This is a genomic window from Massilia rhizosphaerae, assembly GCF_016093545.1.
Taxonomy (GTDB): Bacteria; Pseudomonadota; Gammaproteobacteria; order Burkholderiales; family Burkholderiaceae_D; genus Telluria; species Telluria rhizosphaerae.
In genome coordinates this window covers 307,889-324,374 of sequence record NZ_JADKYX010000001.1, presented here as the reverse complement: position 1 = coordinate 324,374, position 16,486 = coordinate 307,889, and the positions used below count along the sequence as shown (strand labels likewise).

Here is a 16,486-nt window from a genome sequence, read left to right as displayed (position 1 = left end):
ACGTCAGGCCAGGTACTGGCCGCCGTTCACGTCGATGGTCGCCCCGGTGACGAACCCGGCGGCCTCGTCGGCCAGGAACGCCACCACGCGGGCGACGTCCTCCGGCGTGCCGAGGCGGCCGACGGGGATGCCGGCGACGATCGCCTGCAGCACCTCGGGCCGGACCGCCGCCACCATGGCCGTCTCGCAATAGCCCGGCGCCACCGCGTTGACGGTGACGTTGCGCCCCGCGTTCTCGAGCGCCAGCGACTTCGTGAATCCGAGGATGCCGGCCTTCGCCGCCGCATAATTGCACTGTCCGACCTGGCCCTTGCGGCCGTTGATGGAACTGATGTTGACGATGCGGCCGAAGCGCCGCTCGCGCATGTCCTCGATCACCTGGCGCGTCATGTTGAACATGGAGCCGAGATTGGTGCGCAGGACGTCCCACCACTGCGTCTCGCTCATCTTGTGGAGCGTCGCGTCGGCCGTGATCCCCGCGTTGTTGACCAGGATGTCGATGGCGCCCAGCTGCGCGCGCACCTGCGCGACGCCCGCCCGGCATGCCTCGAAGTCGGCGACGTCCCAGTAGAACGCCGGGATGCCGGTCTCGTCGCGCAGGCGGCGCGCCTCCTCGCCGTCGCGGCGGCACGTCACCGCCACCCGGCATCCGCGCTCGTGCAGCGCCATCGCGATCGCCTTGCCCAGTCCGCGGGTTCCTCCGGTTACCAAAGCCAGCCTGTCCATGTGCTCTCCTTTGCGTGTGGTTTGCGGATCGGCGGCCGTTCGCGTCCGCCGGTTTTCAACTATGCGCCGCGGCCGCGGTGCGCGCCAGTGGGGCACCGCCCAAGAGCGATGTCGGATATCTCCTACGTGCGCACGCGGGGCGCACCTACCCCTGGCGCATCCCAGTGGCGAAGCGCGCCAGCGACAGGCCGAACAACGTGCCGCCGATCGCCAGCAGCGCGAGGCACGGCGCCCAGACGGTCTCCAGGCCGGCGCCGCGGAACAGGATCGCCTGGCTCAGCTCGACGAAATGCGTGGTCGGCGCCGCCAGCATGAGCTCGCGCAGCACGTAGGGAATGCTCTCGCGCGGCGTCGTGGCGCCGGACAGCATCTGCAGCGGCAGCAGGACCAGTACGACCAGCATCCCGAACTGCGGCATGCTGCGCGCCAGCGTGGCCAGCAGGATGCCGAGCGACGTCGTCGCGAACAGGTGCAGCACGGTACAGGCCAGGAACAGCGGGATCGAACCGTTGATGCCGACGTGCAGCACGCCGCGCACGATGCCCAGCAGCGCGACCACCGTCGCCAGCAGGACCACGGCCGCCATCGACCACAGCTTCGCCAGCATGATCTCGAGCGGCGACACCGGCATCACCAGCAGGTGCTCGACGGTGCCGTGCTCGCGTTCGCGGATCAGCGCCGCGCCGGTGAGGATCACGGACAGCATCGTGATGTTGTTGACCATCTCCATCAGCCCGCCGAACCAGGACGGCGTCAGCGCCGGGTTGAAGCGCGCCCGCACCGCCAGGTCGACCGGCGGGCGCGCCTGCACGCGTATCCCCTGCAGGAAGGCCGCCACCTCGCCCAGCGCGATCTGCTGCACGTAGTTGCTGCCGGTGAACGCCTGGCTCATTCGTGTCGCGTCCACGTTCAGCTGCAGCGTCGCGCCGCGCCCGGCCAGCACGCGGCGCTGGAAGCCGGCCGGGATCACCAGCACGAACGTGGCGCGTCCCCGGTCCAGGCGCGCGTCGGCCTGGTCGAGCGTGATCAGTTCGGGCGGCAGGAACTGCGGCGGCATGAAGGCCGCGCGCACGCGCAGCGACAGCGGCGACTGGTCCTCGTCGACGATCGCCAGCGCGGCGCGCGTGAGCGAGTCCGGCTGGGCCGTGGCGGCGATGTAGACGGCGGCCGTGAAGGTGTAGACGATCAGCAGCAGCATCACCGGATCGCGCAGCAGGCTCCACCACTCCTTGACGCCCAGCCACCCCACCTTGCGCAGCGAGATCGGCCGCATGTCAACGCTCCTGCTTGGGCAAGGCGGAGATCGCCAGGCCCATGATGACCGGGACGGCGGCCAGCAGGGCCAGGAAGTCCGGCGCCAGCGCGCCGAAGCCGAGCGCCTTGCCGAACACGCCGCGGTCGATGGTCAGCATGTGCGAGGCGGGATACAGCTCGCCCACCACCCTGCCCGCGCCCTCCAGCGCCACCACCGGGTTGATCAAGCCGGCAAACTGGATGGCCGGCACGATGGTACCGATCATGGTGAAGAACAGCGCCGCGATCTGGCTGCGGGTGAAGGTCGAGGCCAGCAGGCCGATGCCGGTCGAGCAGACGCAGTACAGGAACACCGCGACGGCCAGCGCCGCCACGCTGCCCTTCAGCGGCACGCCGAACAGGGTCACGGCCATCCCCGTCATCAGGACCGCGTTGCCCATCGCCAGCACCACGTACGGCGCCTGCTTGCCGAACAGGAATTCGCTGCGCCGCACCGGGGTCACGTACAGGTTCACGATCGAGCCCATCTCCTTTTCGCGCACCACGGCGAGCGCCGCCTGCATCGCGGGCAGCATCAGCAGCAGGAGCGCCATGATCCCGGGGACCATGGCCGGCAGGCTGCGCACGTCGGGGTTGTAGCGGAAGCGCGTCTCGACGGTGGCGGCGGCCGGCGCGTGGACGCCGGCCAGCGCGGCGCGGCCGCGCAGCCACTCCTGGTGCATGCCCTGGACATAGCCCTCGACGGTCTCGGCGCGCACCGGATTGGCGCCGTCGATCCACGCGCCGACTTGCACCGCGTCCCCGCGCTCGACGGCGCGCGCGAAGCCGGGCGGGATCTCGAGCGCGAGCGACAGCTCGCCGGAACGCATGCGCCGGTCCATCTCCGCATAGCTCGACAACGCCGGGCGCTCCAGGAAATAGCGCGAGCCGACCAGGTTGAGCGTGTAGTCGCGGCTGAGCGAAGTCTGGTCGCGGTCGAGCACGGCGAAGCGCAAGTCTTCCACGTCCAGGCTGATGCCGTAGCCGATCACCACCATCAGCAGCAGCGAACCGAACATCGCCAAGGTCGCGCGCACCGGATCGCGGCGCAGTTCCAGCGCTTCGCGCCAGCAGTAGGCGGCCGCGCGCCGCAGCCACTGGCCGCGTGCTCCGGCAGGGGACGGCGCAAGCGGCTGGGCCGGCGGCGAGGCCGCCACGACGGCGCCGCCGGCGTCCGCACCGGCGCCGGCCTCCCTGAGCCAGCCGATGAAGGCCTGCTCCAGGCTGGCCGCGTTCCGCTGCGCGCGCAGTTCGGCCGGCGGGCCGCTGGCAAGCACGCGCCCGGCATGCATCAGCGCCACGCGGTCGCAGCGCTCGGCCTCGTTCATGAAGTGGGTCGAGATGAAGATCGTGACGCCGTCCTCGCCGGACAGCTTGAGCAGCTCGGCCCAGAACCGGTCGCGCGCGATCGGATCGACACCCGACGTCGGCTCGTCCAGGATCAAGAGCTCGGGTTCGTGCACCATCGCCACCGCCAGCGACAGCCGCTGGCGCAGGCCCAGCGGCAGCCGGCCCGGCACGGCGTCGAGGACGTCCTCGAGCCCGAAGCGCGCGGCCAGGGTCGCGCAGCGCGCCGCGGCGTCCGTCTCGGACAAGTCGAACAGGCGCGCGTGCAGCAGCAGGTTCTGGCGCACCGTCAGCTCCTGGTACAGCGAGAATCCCTGCGACATATAGCCCACCCGGCGCCGCGCCGCCGCGCCGCCGCCGCCCGCGGCCTGGCCGAAGAGCCGCGCCTCGCCGGAGCTGGCCGGCAGCAGGCCGGTCAGCATCTTCATCGTCGTGGTCTTGCCGCAGCCGTTCGAGCCGATGAAACCGAAGATCTCGCCGCGCGCGATGCGGAAGCTGACGTCCTGCACCGCCGTGAAGTCGCCGAAGCGGCGCGACAGGTGCGCGGCCTCGATCACCGTGTCTTGCTCGCCGGCGGCCGGGCGCGAGCGGGCCGGCAGCACGGGCTGGCCGGCGCGCCGGGCCGGCGGCAGCAGGGCCACGAAGGCCTGTTCGAGGTCGGCGCTGCCGGTGCGCTCCATCAGCGCGGCGGGCGTGCCGGCGGCGAGCACCCGCCCGCCGTCGAGGGCGACCAGCCAGTCGAAGCGCAGCGCCTCGTCCATGTAGGCCGTCGCCACCAGCACGCTCAGGCCCGGGCGGGCTTGCCGGATCGTGGCGATCAGGTCCCAGAACTGGCTGCGCGACAGCGGGTCGACGCCGGTGGTCGGCTCGTCCAGGATCAGGAGGTCGGGATCGTGCACCAGCGCGCAGCACAGCCCCAGCTTCTGCTTCATGCCGCCGGACAGCTGGCCGGCGGGCCGGTCCAGGAACGGCAGCAGGCCGGTGCCGCGCGCCAGCACGTCGATGCGGGCGCGCCGCTCGGCCGCGTCGTGGCCGAACAGGCGCGCGAAGAACTGCAGGTTTTCCTCGACCGACAGGCTCGGATACAGGTTGCGCCCCAGCCCCTGCGGCATGTACGCGATGCGCGGGCAGACGGCGGCGCGGAAGCGCGCGTCCGCCATGTCGCCGCCCAGCACCCGCACCCGCCCCGATCCGATGCGGCGGGCGCCGGCGACGATCGCAAGCAGGGTCGACTTGCCCACCCCGTCCGGGCCGATCAGGCCGCTCACCTGCCCGGCCGGAAACGCCAGGTCGACCCCGTCCAGCGCGACGGTCGCGCCGTAGTGGACGCGCAAGCCTTCCACCACCGCGACACCGCCCAGGCCGGCATCCGGTGCGCCACGGTTCACGGCGCGCTCCGCAGCGCCAGCTCGGGCGGCCAGGGACGCGACGGGTCGGTCCGGATCCACGCCACGCCCGGCACGCCGGCCTTGACCTGGCTGGCGTAGCGTTCCAGCACGCGCCGGTCGACCTGGGCCTTGACCCGGAACATCAGCTTCTGGCGCTCGCTCGCGGTCTCGACCGATTTCGGCGTGAACTGGGCCGTGCTGGCCACGTAGCTGACCGTGGCCGGGACCACGAAGTCCGGCGCGGCATCGAGCTTCAGGCGGACCTCGGTGCCGAGCGCGATCCGTCCGGCCACCGTCTCGGGCACGAAGAACGTCATGTACACGTCGCTCAGGTCGATCAGGTTGACCACCTTGCCGCCGCTGCCCAGCACTTCGCCGGGCTGGGCCACGCGGTACTGGATGCGGCCGGCACGGGGCGCGACCAGGTCGCCGTCGCGCAGGTCGACGTCGATGCGGGCCGTCGTCGCGACCGCCGCCTCCACCGCCGACCGTCCCTGGACCACCTGGGCCTGGGCCGCTTCGACGGCGGCGCGCGCCGCTGCCGCCTGGGCCCGGGCCGCGTTCAGCGCCGCCGCGATGCCGTCAACGCGGGCCCGGTCGTCGTCCAGTTCCTGCAGCGATGCCGCGCCGTCGCGTGCCAGGATTTCCGAGCGGGTCAGGCGCCGGCGTGCCGCGTCGAGTTCGCTCGCGCGCTGCGCCACCACGGCGCCGGCGGCGGCCAGGTCGCTGCGCCGCATCGCCAGTTGCGCCTGGGCGCCCGCCACCGCGTCGCGCGCCTGCTGCTCGCGCGCCAGAGATTCCACCTTCTGGGCGCGCAGCGAACCGGGATCCATGCGCGCCACGACCTGCCCCGCCCGCACGACGTCGCCTTCGTCCACCAGCACTTGCGCCACACGACCCGGCAGCTTGGTGGCGATGTCGATCTCAGTCGCTTCGATCCGTCCGTTGCCGCTGACGAAACCCGCGCCGGGCCCCTGCCGGTGCGTCATGCGCCAGGCCTGGGCCGCGCCCGCCGTCAACAGCAGCACCGCCAGGCCGGCGGCCAGGCGCTTCATCGTGGTCTTGGTCATCATCGTTCCATTCGGGGTTCGCATGTCTCGGGGGCCGCCGCGGCGCCGGCGCCGCCGCCCAGCGCCAGGTACAGCGCCACCTGGCTCGACAGCAGCGCGCGGCGGTTCTGCACCTGCTGCTGTTCGACCTGCAGCAGGTCGCGCTCCGCGTCCAGCACGTCGAGGTAGGTCACGGCGCCGCGCTCGTAGCGCAGCTTGGCCAGGCGCGCCCGTTCGCGCTGGGCCGCGAGCGCCCGCGCGCCCACTTCGACCTGCCGCTGCACGGTCGCGCGCACGGTGAGCGCATCGGCCACGTCGCGGAACGCCTGCTGCACGGTCTTCTCGTAGGCGGCCAGCGCGATGTCGCGCTCCACCTCGGACCGCGCCAGCGCGGCCCGGCTCCGGCCGCCGTCGACCAGCGGCTGCGCGAGCGACGCGCCCACGCTCCACGCCGCGTTCTGCCCGTCGAACAGCGCGCCCAGCGCCGTGCTGGCGCCGCCGCGCGCGCCCGTCAGCGCGATGCGCGGAAAGAAGGCGGCGCGCGCCGCCCCGATGTTCGCGTTGGCGGCGCGCAGCCGGTGTTCCGCCGCCGCGATGTCCGGCCGCGCCAGCAGCAGCGCCGAAGGCGTGCCGGACTCGAGCGGGACAAACGTCTCGTCGAACCACAGCGGCGCCGGCGGCGGCAGCGCGGCCGCGCCCGTCAACAGGGCCAGCGCGTGGCCGAGCCGCGCGTGTTCCTGGCGCAGGGTCAGCAACAGCATCTCCGCCTGGGTCTGCAGGGTTTCCACCTGGGTCAGGTCGAGCCGGGTCGTCGCGCCCACTTCGTAGCGCCGGCGGAAGATGCGCAGGGATTCGTTACGGCTGGCCAGCGCCGCCTCGGCCAGCGAACCGGCCAGCAAACCGGCCGCAAGCGCCAGCGCGCCGAGCCGTCGCGCCTGCTTGACCTTTGATCTATGCATCGACTACCTGTCCTGGCAAGGAAACGCTGGCTCCGCGTCAACACATGTCACTATAAGAGCCACCGTCGGATGAATGGTATGACTTAAGTCAATTCGATCCGCATCGGCTGCACCACACGGCGCGCAGACTTGTCGAATACTTCTTGCCCGTGCCATGCGGCTCGCCGCGAGGCGCGATCGGACGTTTTTGACCAAGGTCATACATTTGCACGATGGATAAGGGCTAGGATAGGTCCGGTCGCCAGCACGACGCGCCGCCGGCGGCCCGGCGGCGGACACAGGAGAACAATCGTGACCGCATTCACGCAAGCCGAAGCATCGCCCGCGGCGCCCATCGGCACCGTCGAGGAAGCCTACGGCCCCGTCATCGACGTGCGCTGCGCCTACCTGCCGCCCATCGGCCAGGCGCTCGACCTGGGCGGCGACGGCAAGCCGCTGATGGTCGAGGTGCACCAGCACCTGAGCATGGACCGCGTGCGCACGATCGCCCTGCACCCGGTCGCCGGCGTGCATCGCGGCATGCCGGTGCGCGACCTCGGCGGCCCGCTGCACGTGCCGGTCGACCGGACGTGCCTGGGCCGCATGCTCGACGTGTTCGGCGCCCCGCTGGACGGCGGCCCCGCGCTCCCGTCCGCCGAGTTCCGCCCCATCATGCACAAGCCGCCGGCGCTCGCCAGCGTGCTGCCGCCGGCCGCCATCCTGCCCACGGGGATCAAGGTGATCGACCTGCTGTGTCCGTTCGTCCGGGGCGGCAAGACCGGGCTGTTCGGCGGCGCCGGCGTCGGCAAGACCGTCCTCATGATGGAATTCATGCAGGCGGTCAGTTCCATCCTGCACGGCGTGTCGGTATTCGCCGGCGTCGGCGAGCGGATGCGCGAGGGCCACGAGCTGTGGCACGAGATGCGCGACGCCGGCGTGCTCGACCGCGCGGTGCTCGTGTACGGGCAGATGAACGAGTCGCCCGGCGTGCGCTTCCACGCGGGGTTCACGGCACTCGCCTACGCCGAGTATCTGCGCGACACCCTCGGCACCGAGGTGCTGTTCCTGATGGACAATGTGTTCCGCTTCGTGCAGGCCGGCAGCGAGATCTCCGGCCTGCTGGGGCGCATGCCGGCCACGGTCGGCTACCAGCCCACGCTGCTGACCGAGGTGGCGTCGCTCGAGGAACGCATCGTGTCCACGCGCGGCGGGGCGATCACGGCCGTCCAGGCCGTGTACGTGCCGGCGGACGACATGTCGGACCCCGCCGTCGCCACCATCCTCGGCCACCTCGACAGCACGGTGATCCTGTCGCGCCAGCAGGCGGCGAAGGGGCTGTACCCGGCCGTCGATCCGCTGCAGTCGAACAGCCGGATCATGGACCACCGCGTGATCGGCGAGCGCCACTACCGCATCGCGCGCGCCGTGCGCGAGCACCTGGCCCGCTACGACGAGCTGGAAGACATCATTGCGATGCTCGGCATCGAGGAATTGTCGGCGGACGACAGGCGCACCGTCGAGCGCGCGCGGCGCCTGCAGCGCTACCTGACCCAGCCGTTCCACGTGGTCACCGACCACAGCGGCATCGAGGGCGCCAGCGTGCCGCTGGAACGCACGCTGGACGACTGCGAAGGCTTCCTCGACGGCCGCTTCGACGCCCTGGCCGAGGCCGATTGCTACATGCGGGGAGCGATGCCGGCATGAGCGGATTCTCCGTCGTCTTCTGCGGCGGCGCCGACAGCGAACGCTTCGACAGCGTCACGCACTTCATCGGCGCCGACGACAGCGGCGCCTTCGGCATCCTGCCCCACCACGAGACCACGCTCGCGGTGCTGCGCTACGGCCTGGCCCGCTTCGTCGACACGACCGGCACCTGGCGCTACGCCGCGCTGCCCGGCGGCGTCCTGCGCTTCGCCGGCGACGCGCTGGTCGTGGTGGCGGCCCGGTATGTCATCGGCACCGACCGCGACGCCCTCGCCGACCGGCTCGCCGCTGACATGGCGCGCGAGGACTCCGACCTGCGCACCATGCGCGAGACGCTGGCCGGGATCGACCATGCGCTGCTGCGGCGCCTGAACGCGCTGGGCCAGGCCGGAGGTACCCGATGACCGATCGCGACGAGCTCGTGCGCAGCGTCCGGCGCGACGCCAAACGGCTGGCGCGCCATGAGCGCGGCCGCCCCACGCTGATCGGACTCGCGCTGTACGGCGGCACGCTCGGGCTGCTGTTCGTCGTGCCAATCGTCGGCGGCGCCTACCTCGGCCGCTGGCTCGACTCCGCACTGGCCGGCTATTCCGTGCGCTGGACGATCAGCCTGATCCTGCTCGGCATCGGGCTGGGCGCCTACAACGTCTACCGCTTCGTCCGGGACCGGCTATGAACCTTTCCGCCACCATCCTCACCACGTGGGCCATCATGGCCGTGCTGGCGCTCGCGGCGGGCTGGACGTCGCGCCGCCTGCGGCCGGCGCCGTCGCGCTGGCAGGCCGCGGTCGAGGCCGCGACGAGCCTGATCGAGAACGCCGTCGCCGACGTGGTGCCGGCCGCCGCCGTGCGCACCGTGATGCCCTTCGTCGGCACGCTGTGGATCTTCATCCTGTTCTCGAATCTCGCCGGCCTCGTGCCCGGGCTGCACGCGCCCACCCAGGACCTGTCCGCGACGGCCGCGCTGGCCCTGCTCGTGTTCCTGTCGACCCACTGGTTCGGCATCCGCACCAGGGGCCTGAAAGCCTACCTGCGCCATTACGTGGAACCGAGCGTCATCCTGCTGCCGTTCCACGTCATCAGCGAACTCACGCGCACGCTCGCGCTCGCGATCCGCCTGTTCGGCAACATGATGAGCCTGGACATGGCCGCCATGCTGATGCTGCTGATCGCCGGCTTCCTCGTGCCGGTGCCCCTGCTGCTGCTGCACGTGGTCGAAGCCCTGGTGCAGGCCTACATCTTCGGCATGCTGGCGCTGATCTACATCGCGGGCGCGATGGAAGCCGGCCCCGAACTGCCCCCACCCCAAGAAAAGGAAACGTCATGAGCGACCTGCACTGGTTCACCCTCGTCTCGACCGTCGTGGCCGGCCTGGCCATCGCCATCGGCACCATGCTGCCCGGGCTGGCCATGGGCCGGGCGATCGCCAGCGCGCTCGATGCGCTGGCACGCCAGCCCGACGCCGAGAAGTCGATCTCGCGCACCCTGTTCATCGGCCTGGCGATGATCGAGTCGCTCGCGATCTACTGCCTGGTCGTCGCGCTGATCATCCTGTTCCGCAATCCGTTGCTGGAATACTTCCTGAAATAAGCCACCGGGACCACGCCATGCAATTCGACTGGACGACATTCACCCTGGAAATCGTCAACTTCCTGGTGCTGCTGTGGATCCTGACGCGCTTCCTGTACCGCCCGGTGCTCGCCAACATCGACGCGCGCCGCGCCGCGCTGCAGCAGCAGGAAGACGCCGTACAGGCGCGCCGGCGCGACGCCGACGCGGCGAAGGCCCGCTACGACGCGCTGGTGGAAGAATGGAACGGCCAGCGCGAACAGGCGCGGCATCAGCTGGACGAGGAGCTCGCCCGCCAACGGGCCGCCGGCATGGACGCGATCCGGCGCGAACTCGGCGCCGAGCACGAGAAGGCCGCGGCGCGGGCGGCGGCGACGGCCGCCATGCGCGAGGCCGAACAGGCCCGGCACGCGGCCGAGACGGCGTACGGCCAGGCGTCGGCCATGCTGCGCCGGCTCGCGTGGCCGGGCCTGACCGAGCGCATCGCCGACGTCTTCCTGGAAGACCTGCAAGGCCTGCCGGCGCCGGACCGCGCGGCGCTCGCGGCGGCCGCCGCCGCACTGGCGGACGACGGCGCCACCGTCGAGATCGCGCATCCGGCCGACGCCGAGACCGGCGCACGCCTCGCGCACGCGCTGTCGGACGTCGCCGGACGGCCGCTGGCGCCGCGCTTCGCGGTACGGCCGGACCTGATCGCCGGCATGCGGGTCGCCTTCGGGGAATACCTCCTCAAGGCCGACCTTGCGGACGAGCTGCGCTTTTTCCAGGAACGGGACGCGCATGCCTGACACCATGGCGCCATCCGGCCAGACGGCACAAGGCTACCGGTTCGGCCTGCGGCTCGAGGAGCGCGGCCAGGTCGTGGCGGTGGGCGACGGCATCGCCTGGGTGCGCGGCCTGCGCTCCGCGCAAATGGACGAGGTGCTGCGCTTCGACGACGGCAGCAGCGGGCTCGTGTTCCAGCTCGGCGCCCAGCGCCTCGGCGCGATCCTGCTGTCGCAGACGCACCGCCTGACGGCCGGCATGGGCGCCCGCCGCAGCGGCGCGCGCCTGACCGTCGGCGTGGGGGCCGGCCTGCCGGGACGAGTCGTCGACCCCGTCGGCGTGCCGCTGGACGACCTGCCGCCGCCGGCCGTCGAGACCCGCATGCCGCTCGAGGCGAGCGCGCCCGCCATCCTCGAACGCGACTTCGTCGACGCACCGCTGTACACCGGAAACAAGATCGTCGACACCATGATCCCGATCGGCAAAGGCCAGCGCCAGCTGCTGATCGGCGACGACGGCACGGGCAAGAGCGCGCTCGCCCTCGACGTCGTGGCGAACCAGCGCGGGCGCGGCGTGCTGTGCGTCGTCGTGCTCATCGGCCAGACGCGCGCCGCCGTCGCCGCCACGGTCGACACCTTGCGCAGCGTCGGCGCGCTCGACTACACGGTCGTCGTGGTCGCCGAGGCGAACGCGCTGCCCGGCCTGCGCTATCTCGCGCCGTTCGCCGGCTGCGCCATCGCCGAGCACTGGATGCGCCACGGACACGACGTGCTGGTCGTGTACGACGACCTGACCCGGCACGCGCAGTCGTACCGCGAGCTGTCGCTGCTGCTGCAGCGTCCCCCGGGCCGCGAAGCCTATCCCAGCGACGTGTTCTACCTGCACGCGCGGCTGCTGGAGCGCTCCACCGTGCTGGCGCCGGCGTGCGGCGGCGGCAGCATGACCGCGCTGCCGATCGTCGAAACCCGGCTCGGCGAGATCTCCGCCTACATCCCGACCAACCTGATCTCGATCACCGACGGCCAGATCTATTTCGACAGCAAGCTGTTCGCGGCCGGCTTCCTGCCCGCGATCGACATCGGCCGCTCGGTCTCGCGCATCGGCGGCAAGGCGCAGGCGAACGCGATCAAGCGGGCCGCCGCGCGGATCCGCCTGGACTACCTGCAATTCCTGGAGCTCGAACTGTTCGCCCGTTTCGGCACGCGGCTCGAAGCCAGCGTCGAGGACAGCCTGCGGCGCGGCCGGCTGCTGCGCGAACTCCTGAAGCAGGACCGCCTGTCTCCCCTGTCGGAGGCGGAGCAGCTGGCCTGGCTGCTGGCCTACGGCGAGGGCCTGCTGGACGCGGTGGCGCCCGACCAGGTCGCGGCGACGGTGCCCCGCCTGTTCGCGGCGGCCGGCGCGCACCGGCTCGGCCTGGATACGCCGAAGGACGCCTGGCTCGCCGCCCTGCGCGCCGCGTTGAAGGCCACGCCATGACGCGTCCGCGCGACATCGAATCGCGCCTGGGCCTGTTCGACGACCTGTCGGGCATCCTCAACGCGATGCGCAGCTTCGCGCTGGCAGAACTGCGCCGCGTCGGCCGCCACGAGGCCGCGCAGCGCGCCGCCGACGCGGCCCTCGCCCAGGCCGTGGCCGACGTCGCCCCCGCCCTGCCGCAGCCGCCGGCCGGCGCGCGCCGCGACGTGTGGGTGCTGCTGGGTTCCGTGCGCGGCTTCTGCGGCAGCTACAACGAGGACGTGGCGCGCCACTTCCGGCAGCGGCGCGCCGCCATCGGCACGGCCATCGTCGTCGGCGAGCGGCTGGGCGCCTTGCTGGCCGAACCGGACGACGTGGTGCGCGTGGCCGGGGCCGTCGGCGCGGCCGACGCGGCGGACACGATCGAACGCATCGTCCGCGCGCTCGACGATCCGCGCGCGCGGCCGGACCCGGCGCAAGGCCTCGTGATCTGCTGGCGCGACGAGGGCGGCGTCGCCGAGCGGCGCATCCTGCCGATCGACGTGCCGGCGCAGGCCGCCGCCGGCAACCGTCCCGTCACCTTCGCGCCGCTGCCGCAAGTGGCGGCCGGCGTGGCCCGGCACTACGTGTTCCACCGCCTGTTGTCCAGCCTGGTGGGCGCGTTGCGGGTCGAAAACCAGATGCGCCTGCTGCTGATGGAAAACGCCTTGCGGCACATCGAGCGCAAGCGCGAGGACCTGCGGCGCAGCCGGAACCAGTTGCGCCAGGAAGAAATCATCGAAGAAATCGAGCTGGTCGGCGAACGGCGCCCACCGGCGGAAAGCGAACCTTGACACCACTGCAACCGGACTACCCCGTGATGGAGACGACATGAACCCTTCACCGATCGATTTGCGCGGCAAGCGCGGCCTTATCCTCGGCATCGCCAACGCGGACAGCATCGCCTACGGCTGCGCGCGCGCCATGCGCGACTGGGGCGCAGAGCTGGCCGTCACCTACCTGAACACCAAAGCGGAACCCTTCGTCCGTCCGCTGGCCGAGCAACTCGGCTGCCCGCTCATCCTGCCGTGCGACGTGCGCGAACCGGGCCAGCTCGACGCCGTGTTCGACGCCGTGCGCGGCACCTGGGGCAGCCTCGATGTCGTCGTCCACTCGATCGCCTACGCGCCCAGGGAGGACCTGCGGCGGCGCGTGGTCGACTGCAGCGCCGCCGGCTTCGCGCAAGCGATGGACGTCTCCTGCCATTCCTTCATCCGCTGCGCCCAGCTGGCGGAACCGCTGATGAAAAACGGCGGCTGCCTGCTCGCCGTCACGTTCTACGGCGGCGAAAAGGTGGTCGCGCACTACAACCTGATGGGCCCCGTGAAGGCCGCGCTGGAAGCCTCGGTGCGCGCGATGGCGATGGAACTCGGGCCGCAAGGCATCCGCGTGCACGCGCTGTCGCCGGGTCCCATCAAGACCCGCGCCGCCTCGGGCCTGGACCGCTTCGACGAACTGCTGGACGAGGCACGCCAGCGCGCGCCGCAACACATGCTGGCGACGATCGCCGACGTCGGCAACGTGGCCGCCTTCCTCGCCAGCGACGCGGCGCGTCTCCTGACCGGCAACGTCGAATACGTCGACGCCGGCTATCATGTCATGGGCTGAATCTTGAAAGATAACCAATCAATGGAAACCATCGAAAACCGCACCTTCGACGACCTGCGCATCGGCGACAGCGCCAGCCTCACGCGCACGTTGACGCACAAGGACATCGAGCTGTTCGCCGTGATGTCCGGCGACGTCAACCCCGCCCACCTGGACGAGGAATACGCGAAGAGCGACATGTTCCACAAGGTGATCGCGCACGGCATGTGGACGGGCGCTCTGATCTCGACGGTGCTCGGCACGCAGCTGCCGGGGCCGGGCACGATCTACCTGGGCCAGTCGCTGCGCTTCCTGAAGCCGGTCGGCCTGGGCGACCTGGTGACCGTCAAGTTGACGGTGACGGAACTGCACCCGGAGAACCGCCGCGTCACCCTCGACTGCCTCGTGACGAACCAGGACGGCAAGCCGGTCGTCACGGGCACGGCGGAGATCATCGCGCCGGGCGAAAAAGTCTCGCGCCCGCGCGTGGCGCTGCCCGAAGTCCGGCTGCGCGAACCCGGCGGCCGCTACCGGGCGCTGCTGGCCGCCGCCCGCGAAGCGCCGCCCGTGCGCACGGCCGTCGTGCATCCGGTCGACACGGTATCGCTGCTGGGCGCCGTCGAGGCGGCCCATGCAGGGCTGATCGAACCCGTGCTGGTGGGCCCCGAAGCGAAGATCCGCAAGGCGGCGCAGGACGCCGGCGTCGACCTGGCCGGCTTCGAGCTGGTGCCCACTGCGCACAGCCAGGCGGCGGCCGAGGCGGCGGTGGCGCTGGCGCGCGCCGGCAAGGTCGGCGCGCTGATGAAGGGCGCGCTGCACACGGACGAGTTGATGCATCCCGTCGTCGCCAAGGACAGCGGCCTGCGCACGGGCCGGCGCATCAGCCACGTGTTCGCGATGGACGTGCCCTCGTACCCGCGGCCGCTGTTCATCACGGACGCCGCGATCAACGTCTACCCGACGCTGGAAGACAAACGCGACATCGTGCAGAACGCCATCGACCTCGCGCACGCGCTGGGCATCGCGGCGCCGCGCGTGGCCATCCTGTCGGCGCTCGAGACCGTGTATCCGAAGCTCGCGTCGACGATCGAAGCGGCCGCGCTGTGCAAGATGGCCGAGCGCGGCCAGATCGCAGGCGGCATCGTGGACGGCCCGATGGCCTTCGACCTCGCCGTGTCCGAGGATGCGGCCCGCACCAAGGGCTTCGTGTCGCCGGTGGCGGGCCAGGCCGACATCCTCGTCGTGCCCGACCTGGAAGCGGGCAACATGCTGGCCAAGCAGCTCGAATACCTGGCCGACGCGCAGGTCGCCGGCATCGTCGTGGGCGCGCGCGTGCCGATCATGCTGACCAGCCGTGCCGACGGACCGCTGGCGCGGCTCGCCTCCTGCGCCCTGGCGGCCCTGCTGGTGCGCCATCTGCCGCCGTCCGCCGTGCTGGGTGCGGCATGAGCCGCGGCTTCGTTTGCTTCAACGCGGGCTCGTCCAGCCTCAAGTTCGCGGTGTACGCCGAATGGGACGGCGCGCTGGCGCTCAGCAGCCGGGGCCAGGTCGACGGCCTGGACCACGCGCCGCGCCTCGTGGCCCGGGCGCCCGACGGCAAGACGATCGAGGAACGGCAACTGGATGCGCGGTCCGGCTATGCGGCGATCCTGAGCGCGGTCGTCGGCTGGGTCGAGCACCACCTCGCGCCGGCGCAGCTGGCGGCGGTGGGACACCGCGTCGTCCATGGCGGCAACCGGCATGCCGGCCCCGCGCTCGTCACGCCTGGCCTGCTGGCCGAGCTGGCGGCGCTGTCGCCGCTCGCGCCGCTGCACCAGCCGCACAACCTGGAAGCCATCGGCGCGATGGCCCGGCTGCACCCGGGCCTGCCGCAGGTCGCCTGCTTCGATACCGCGTTCCACCTCGGCAATCCCCGCATCTCGCGCCTGTACGCGCTCCCCGGCGACCTGGCCGGCGACGGCCTGGTGCGCTACGGCTTCCACGGCCTGTCGTACGAACACGTCGCCACCGCGCTGCCTGCCGTCGAGCCGCGGGCACGGGGCCGCGTCGTCGCCGCCCACCTGGGCAGCGGCGCCAGCATGTGCGCGCTGGTGGACGGCAAGAGCGTCGCCAGCACGATGGGCTTTTCCGCCCTCGACGGCCTGCCGATGGCGACCCGCTGCGGCGATATCGACCCCGGCCTGCTGCTGTACCTGCTGCAGGAAAAGCAGATCGCGCCCGAGGTCCTGGAACGCCAGCTGTACCACGACGCCGGCCTGCTGGGCGTGTCCGGCGTCAGCGGCGACATGCGCGAACTGCTCGCCAGCGCCGAACCGCGCGCCCGCGACGCAGTCGATCTGTTCGTGTACCGGATCGGGCGCGAACTGGGCTCGCTCGTCGCGGCGGCGGGCGGATTGGACGTGCTGGTCTTCACGGGCGGTATCGGCGAGCATGCGGCGGCCATCCGTGCACGCGTGTGCGAGCAGGCGGCGTGGCTGGGCGTGCGGCTCGACGCGGAGGCAAACGCCGCGGGCAGCCCCCGGATCCATTCTCCGGACAGCGCCGTCGCCGTGTGGGTCGTCGCGGCGGATGAGGAAGGCGTCATCGCGCGGCAGACGCGGACGGTGGTCGACGGGCGCGCCCGCTGA

Annotated in this window: 16 protein-coding genes; 11 read left to right on the top strand and 5 right to left on the bottom strand. The window is 71.7% G+C overall.

Annotated features, from left to right (window positions below):
• Window positions 1-3: 3 nt before the first annotated feature.
• The 5 genes from phbB to ISF28_RS01420 all read right to left on the bottom strand — a co-directional run bounded on the left by phbB (window position 4) and on the right by ISF28_RS01420 (window position 6,762).
• Window positions 4-726: an acetoacetyl-CoA reductase gene (gene phbB / locus ISF28_RS01440; protein ID WP_198115355.1), complete on the bottom strand. Its 723-nt coding sequence runs from the start codon at window positions 724-726 to the stop codon at window positions 4-6.
• A 145-nt stretch (window positions 727-871) separates the two neighbouring features.
• Complete coding sequence (locus ISF28_RS01435) at window positions 872-1,999, bottom strand: ABC transporter permease (RefSeq protein WP_198115354.1); 1,128 nt, start codon at window positions 1,997-1,999, stop codon at window positions 872-874.
• 1 nt (window position 2,000) lies between these two features.
• The gene (gene rbbA / locus ISF28_RS01430) at window positions 2,001-4,754 is read right to left on the bottom strand and encodes a ribosome-associated ATPase/putative transporter RbbA (protein ID WP_370663368.1); all 2,754 of its coding nucleotides are present in this window, start codon (window positions 4,752-4,754) and stop codon (window positions 2,001-2,003) included.
• Window positions 4,751-5,824 carry an HlyD family secretion protein gene (locus ISF28_RS01425; protein ID WP_198115656.1) on the bottom strand — a complete coding sequence of 358 codons (1,074 nt, stop codon included), beginning with the start codon at window positions 5,822-5,824 and terminating at the stop codon, window positions 4,751-4,753. Before ISF28_RS01425 ends, rbbA begins: the two co-directional genes overlap by 4 nt.
• Window positions 5,824-6,762 (bottom strand): efflux transporter outer membrane subunit, encoded by a 939-nt coding sequence (locus tag ISF28_RS01420; protein ID WP_198115353.1) that lies wholly within the window; start codon window positions 6,760-6,762, stop codon window positions 5,824-5,826. The genes ISF28_RS01425 and ISF28_RS01420 overlap by 1 nt, the downstream gene beginning before the upstream one ends.
• 291 nt (window positions 6,763-7,053) lie before the next feature.
• Here ISF28_RS01420 and atpD point away from each other — a divergent pair, with 291 nt between their 5' ends.
• Genes atpD through ISF28_RS01365 form a run of 11 tightly spaced genes read left to right on the top strand, consistent with a single transcriptional unit; the run spans window position 7,054 to window position 16,486 of the window.
• Window positions 7,054-8,445 (top strand): F0F1 ATP synthase subunit beta, encoded by a 1,392-nt coding sequence (gene atpD, locus ISF28_RS01415; protein ID WP_370663367.1) that lies wholly within the window; start codon window positions 7,054-7,056, stop codon window positions 8,443-8,445.
• On the top strand, window positions 8,442-8,849 hold the full coding sequence (locus tag ISF28_RS01410) for a F0F1 ATP synthase subunit delta/epsilon (protein WP_198115352.1): 408 nt from the start codon (window positions 8,442-8,444) through the stop codon (window positions 8,847-8,849). The genes atpD and ISF28_RS01410 overlap by 4 nt, the downstream gene beginning before the upstream one ends.
• Window positions 8,846-9,121, top strand: coding sequence for an AtpZ/AtpI family protein (locus ISF28_RS01405; protein ID WP_198115351.1), 276 nt, complete (start codon window positions 8,846-8,848; stop codon window positions 9,119-9,121). The genes ISF28_RS01410 and ISF28_RS01405 overlap by 4 nt, the downstream gene beginning before the upstream one ends.
• The gene (locus ISF28_RS01400; protein WP_198115350.1) at window positions 9,118-9,771 is read left to right on the top strand and encodes a F0F1 ATP synthase subunit A; all 654 of its coding nucleotides are present in this window, start codon (window positions 9,118-9,120) and stop codon (window positions 9,769-9,771) included. Before ISF28_RS01405 ends, ISF28_RS01400 begins: the two co-directional genes overlap by 4 nt.
• The gene (locus tag ISF28_RS01395) at window positions 9,768-10,034 is read left to right on the top strand and encodes a F0F1 ATP synthase subunit C (RefSeq protein ID WP_198115349.1); all 267 of its coding nucleotides are present in this window, start codon (window positions 9,768-9,770) and stop codon (window positions 10,032-10,034) included. The genes ISF28_RS01400 and ISF28_RS01395 overlap by 4 nt, the downstream gene beginning before the upstream one ends.
• Before the next feature lie 17 nt (window positions 10,035-10,051).
• Window positions 10,052-10,801, top strand: a complete 750-nt coding sequence (locus tag ISF28_RS01390; RefSeq protein WP_198115348.1) for a F0F1 ATP synthase subunit delta — start codon at window positions 10,052-10,054, stop codon at window positions 10,799-10,801.
• A complete protein-coding gene (locus ISF28_RS01385) occupies window positions 10,794-12,254 on the top strand; it encodes a F0F1 ATP synthase subunit alpha (protein ID WP_229518799.1) in 1,461 nt (486 codons plus the stop codon). The genes ISF28_RS01390 and ISF28_RS01385 overlap by 8 nt, the downstream gene beginning before the upstream one ends.
• The gene (locus tag ISF28_RS01380; protein WP_198115347.1) at window positions 12,251-13,066 is read left to right on the top strand and encodes a F0F1 ATP synthase subunit gamma; all 816 of its coding nucleotides are present in this window, start codon (window positions 12,251-12,253) and stop codon (window positions 13,064-13,066) included. The genes ISF28_RS01385 and ISF28_RS01380 overlap by 4 nt, the downstream gene beginning before the upstream one ends.
• Window positions 13,067-13,118: 52 nt before the next feature.
• Complete coding sequence (gene fabI / locus ISF28_RS01375) at window positions 13,119-13,880, top strand: enoyl-ACP reductase FabI (protein WP_198115652.1); 762 nt, start codon at window positions 13,119-13,121, stop codon at window positions 13,878-13,880.
• Between the two features lie 21 nt (window positions 13,881-13,901).
• Window positions 13,902-15,308, top strand: a complete 1,407-nt coding sequence (locus tag ISF28_RS01370) for a bifunctional enoyl-CoA hydratase/phosphate acetyltransferase (RefSeq protein WP_198115346.1) — start codon at window positions 13,902-13,904, stop codon at window positions 15,306-15,308.
• Complete coding sequence (locus ISF28_RS01365) at window positions 15,305-16,486, top strand: acetate/propionate family kinase (RefSeq protein WP_198115345.1); 1,182 nt, start codon at window positions 15,305-15,307, stop codon at window positions 16,484-16,486. Before ISF28_RS01370 ends, ISF28_RS01365 begins: the two co-directional genes overlap by 4 nt.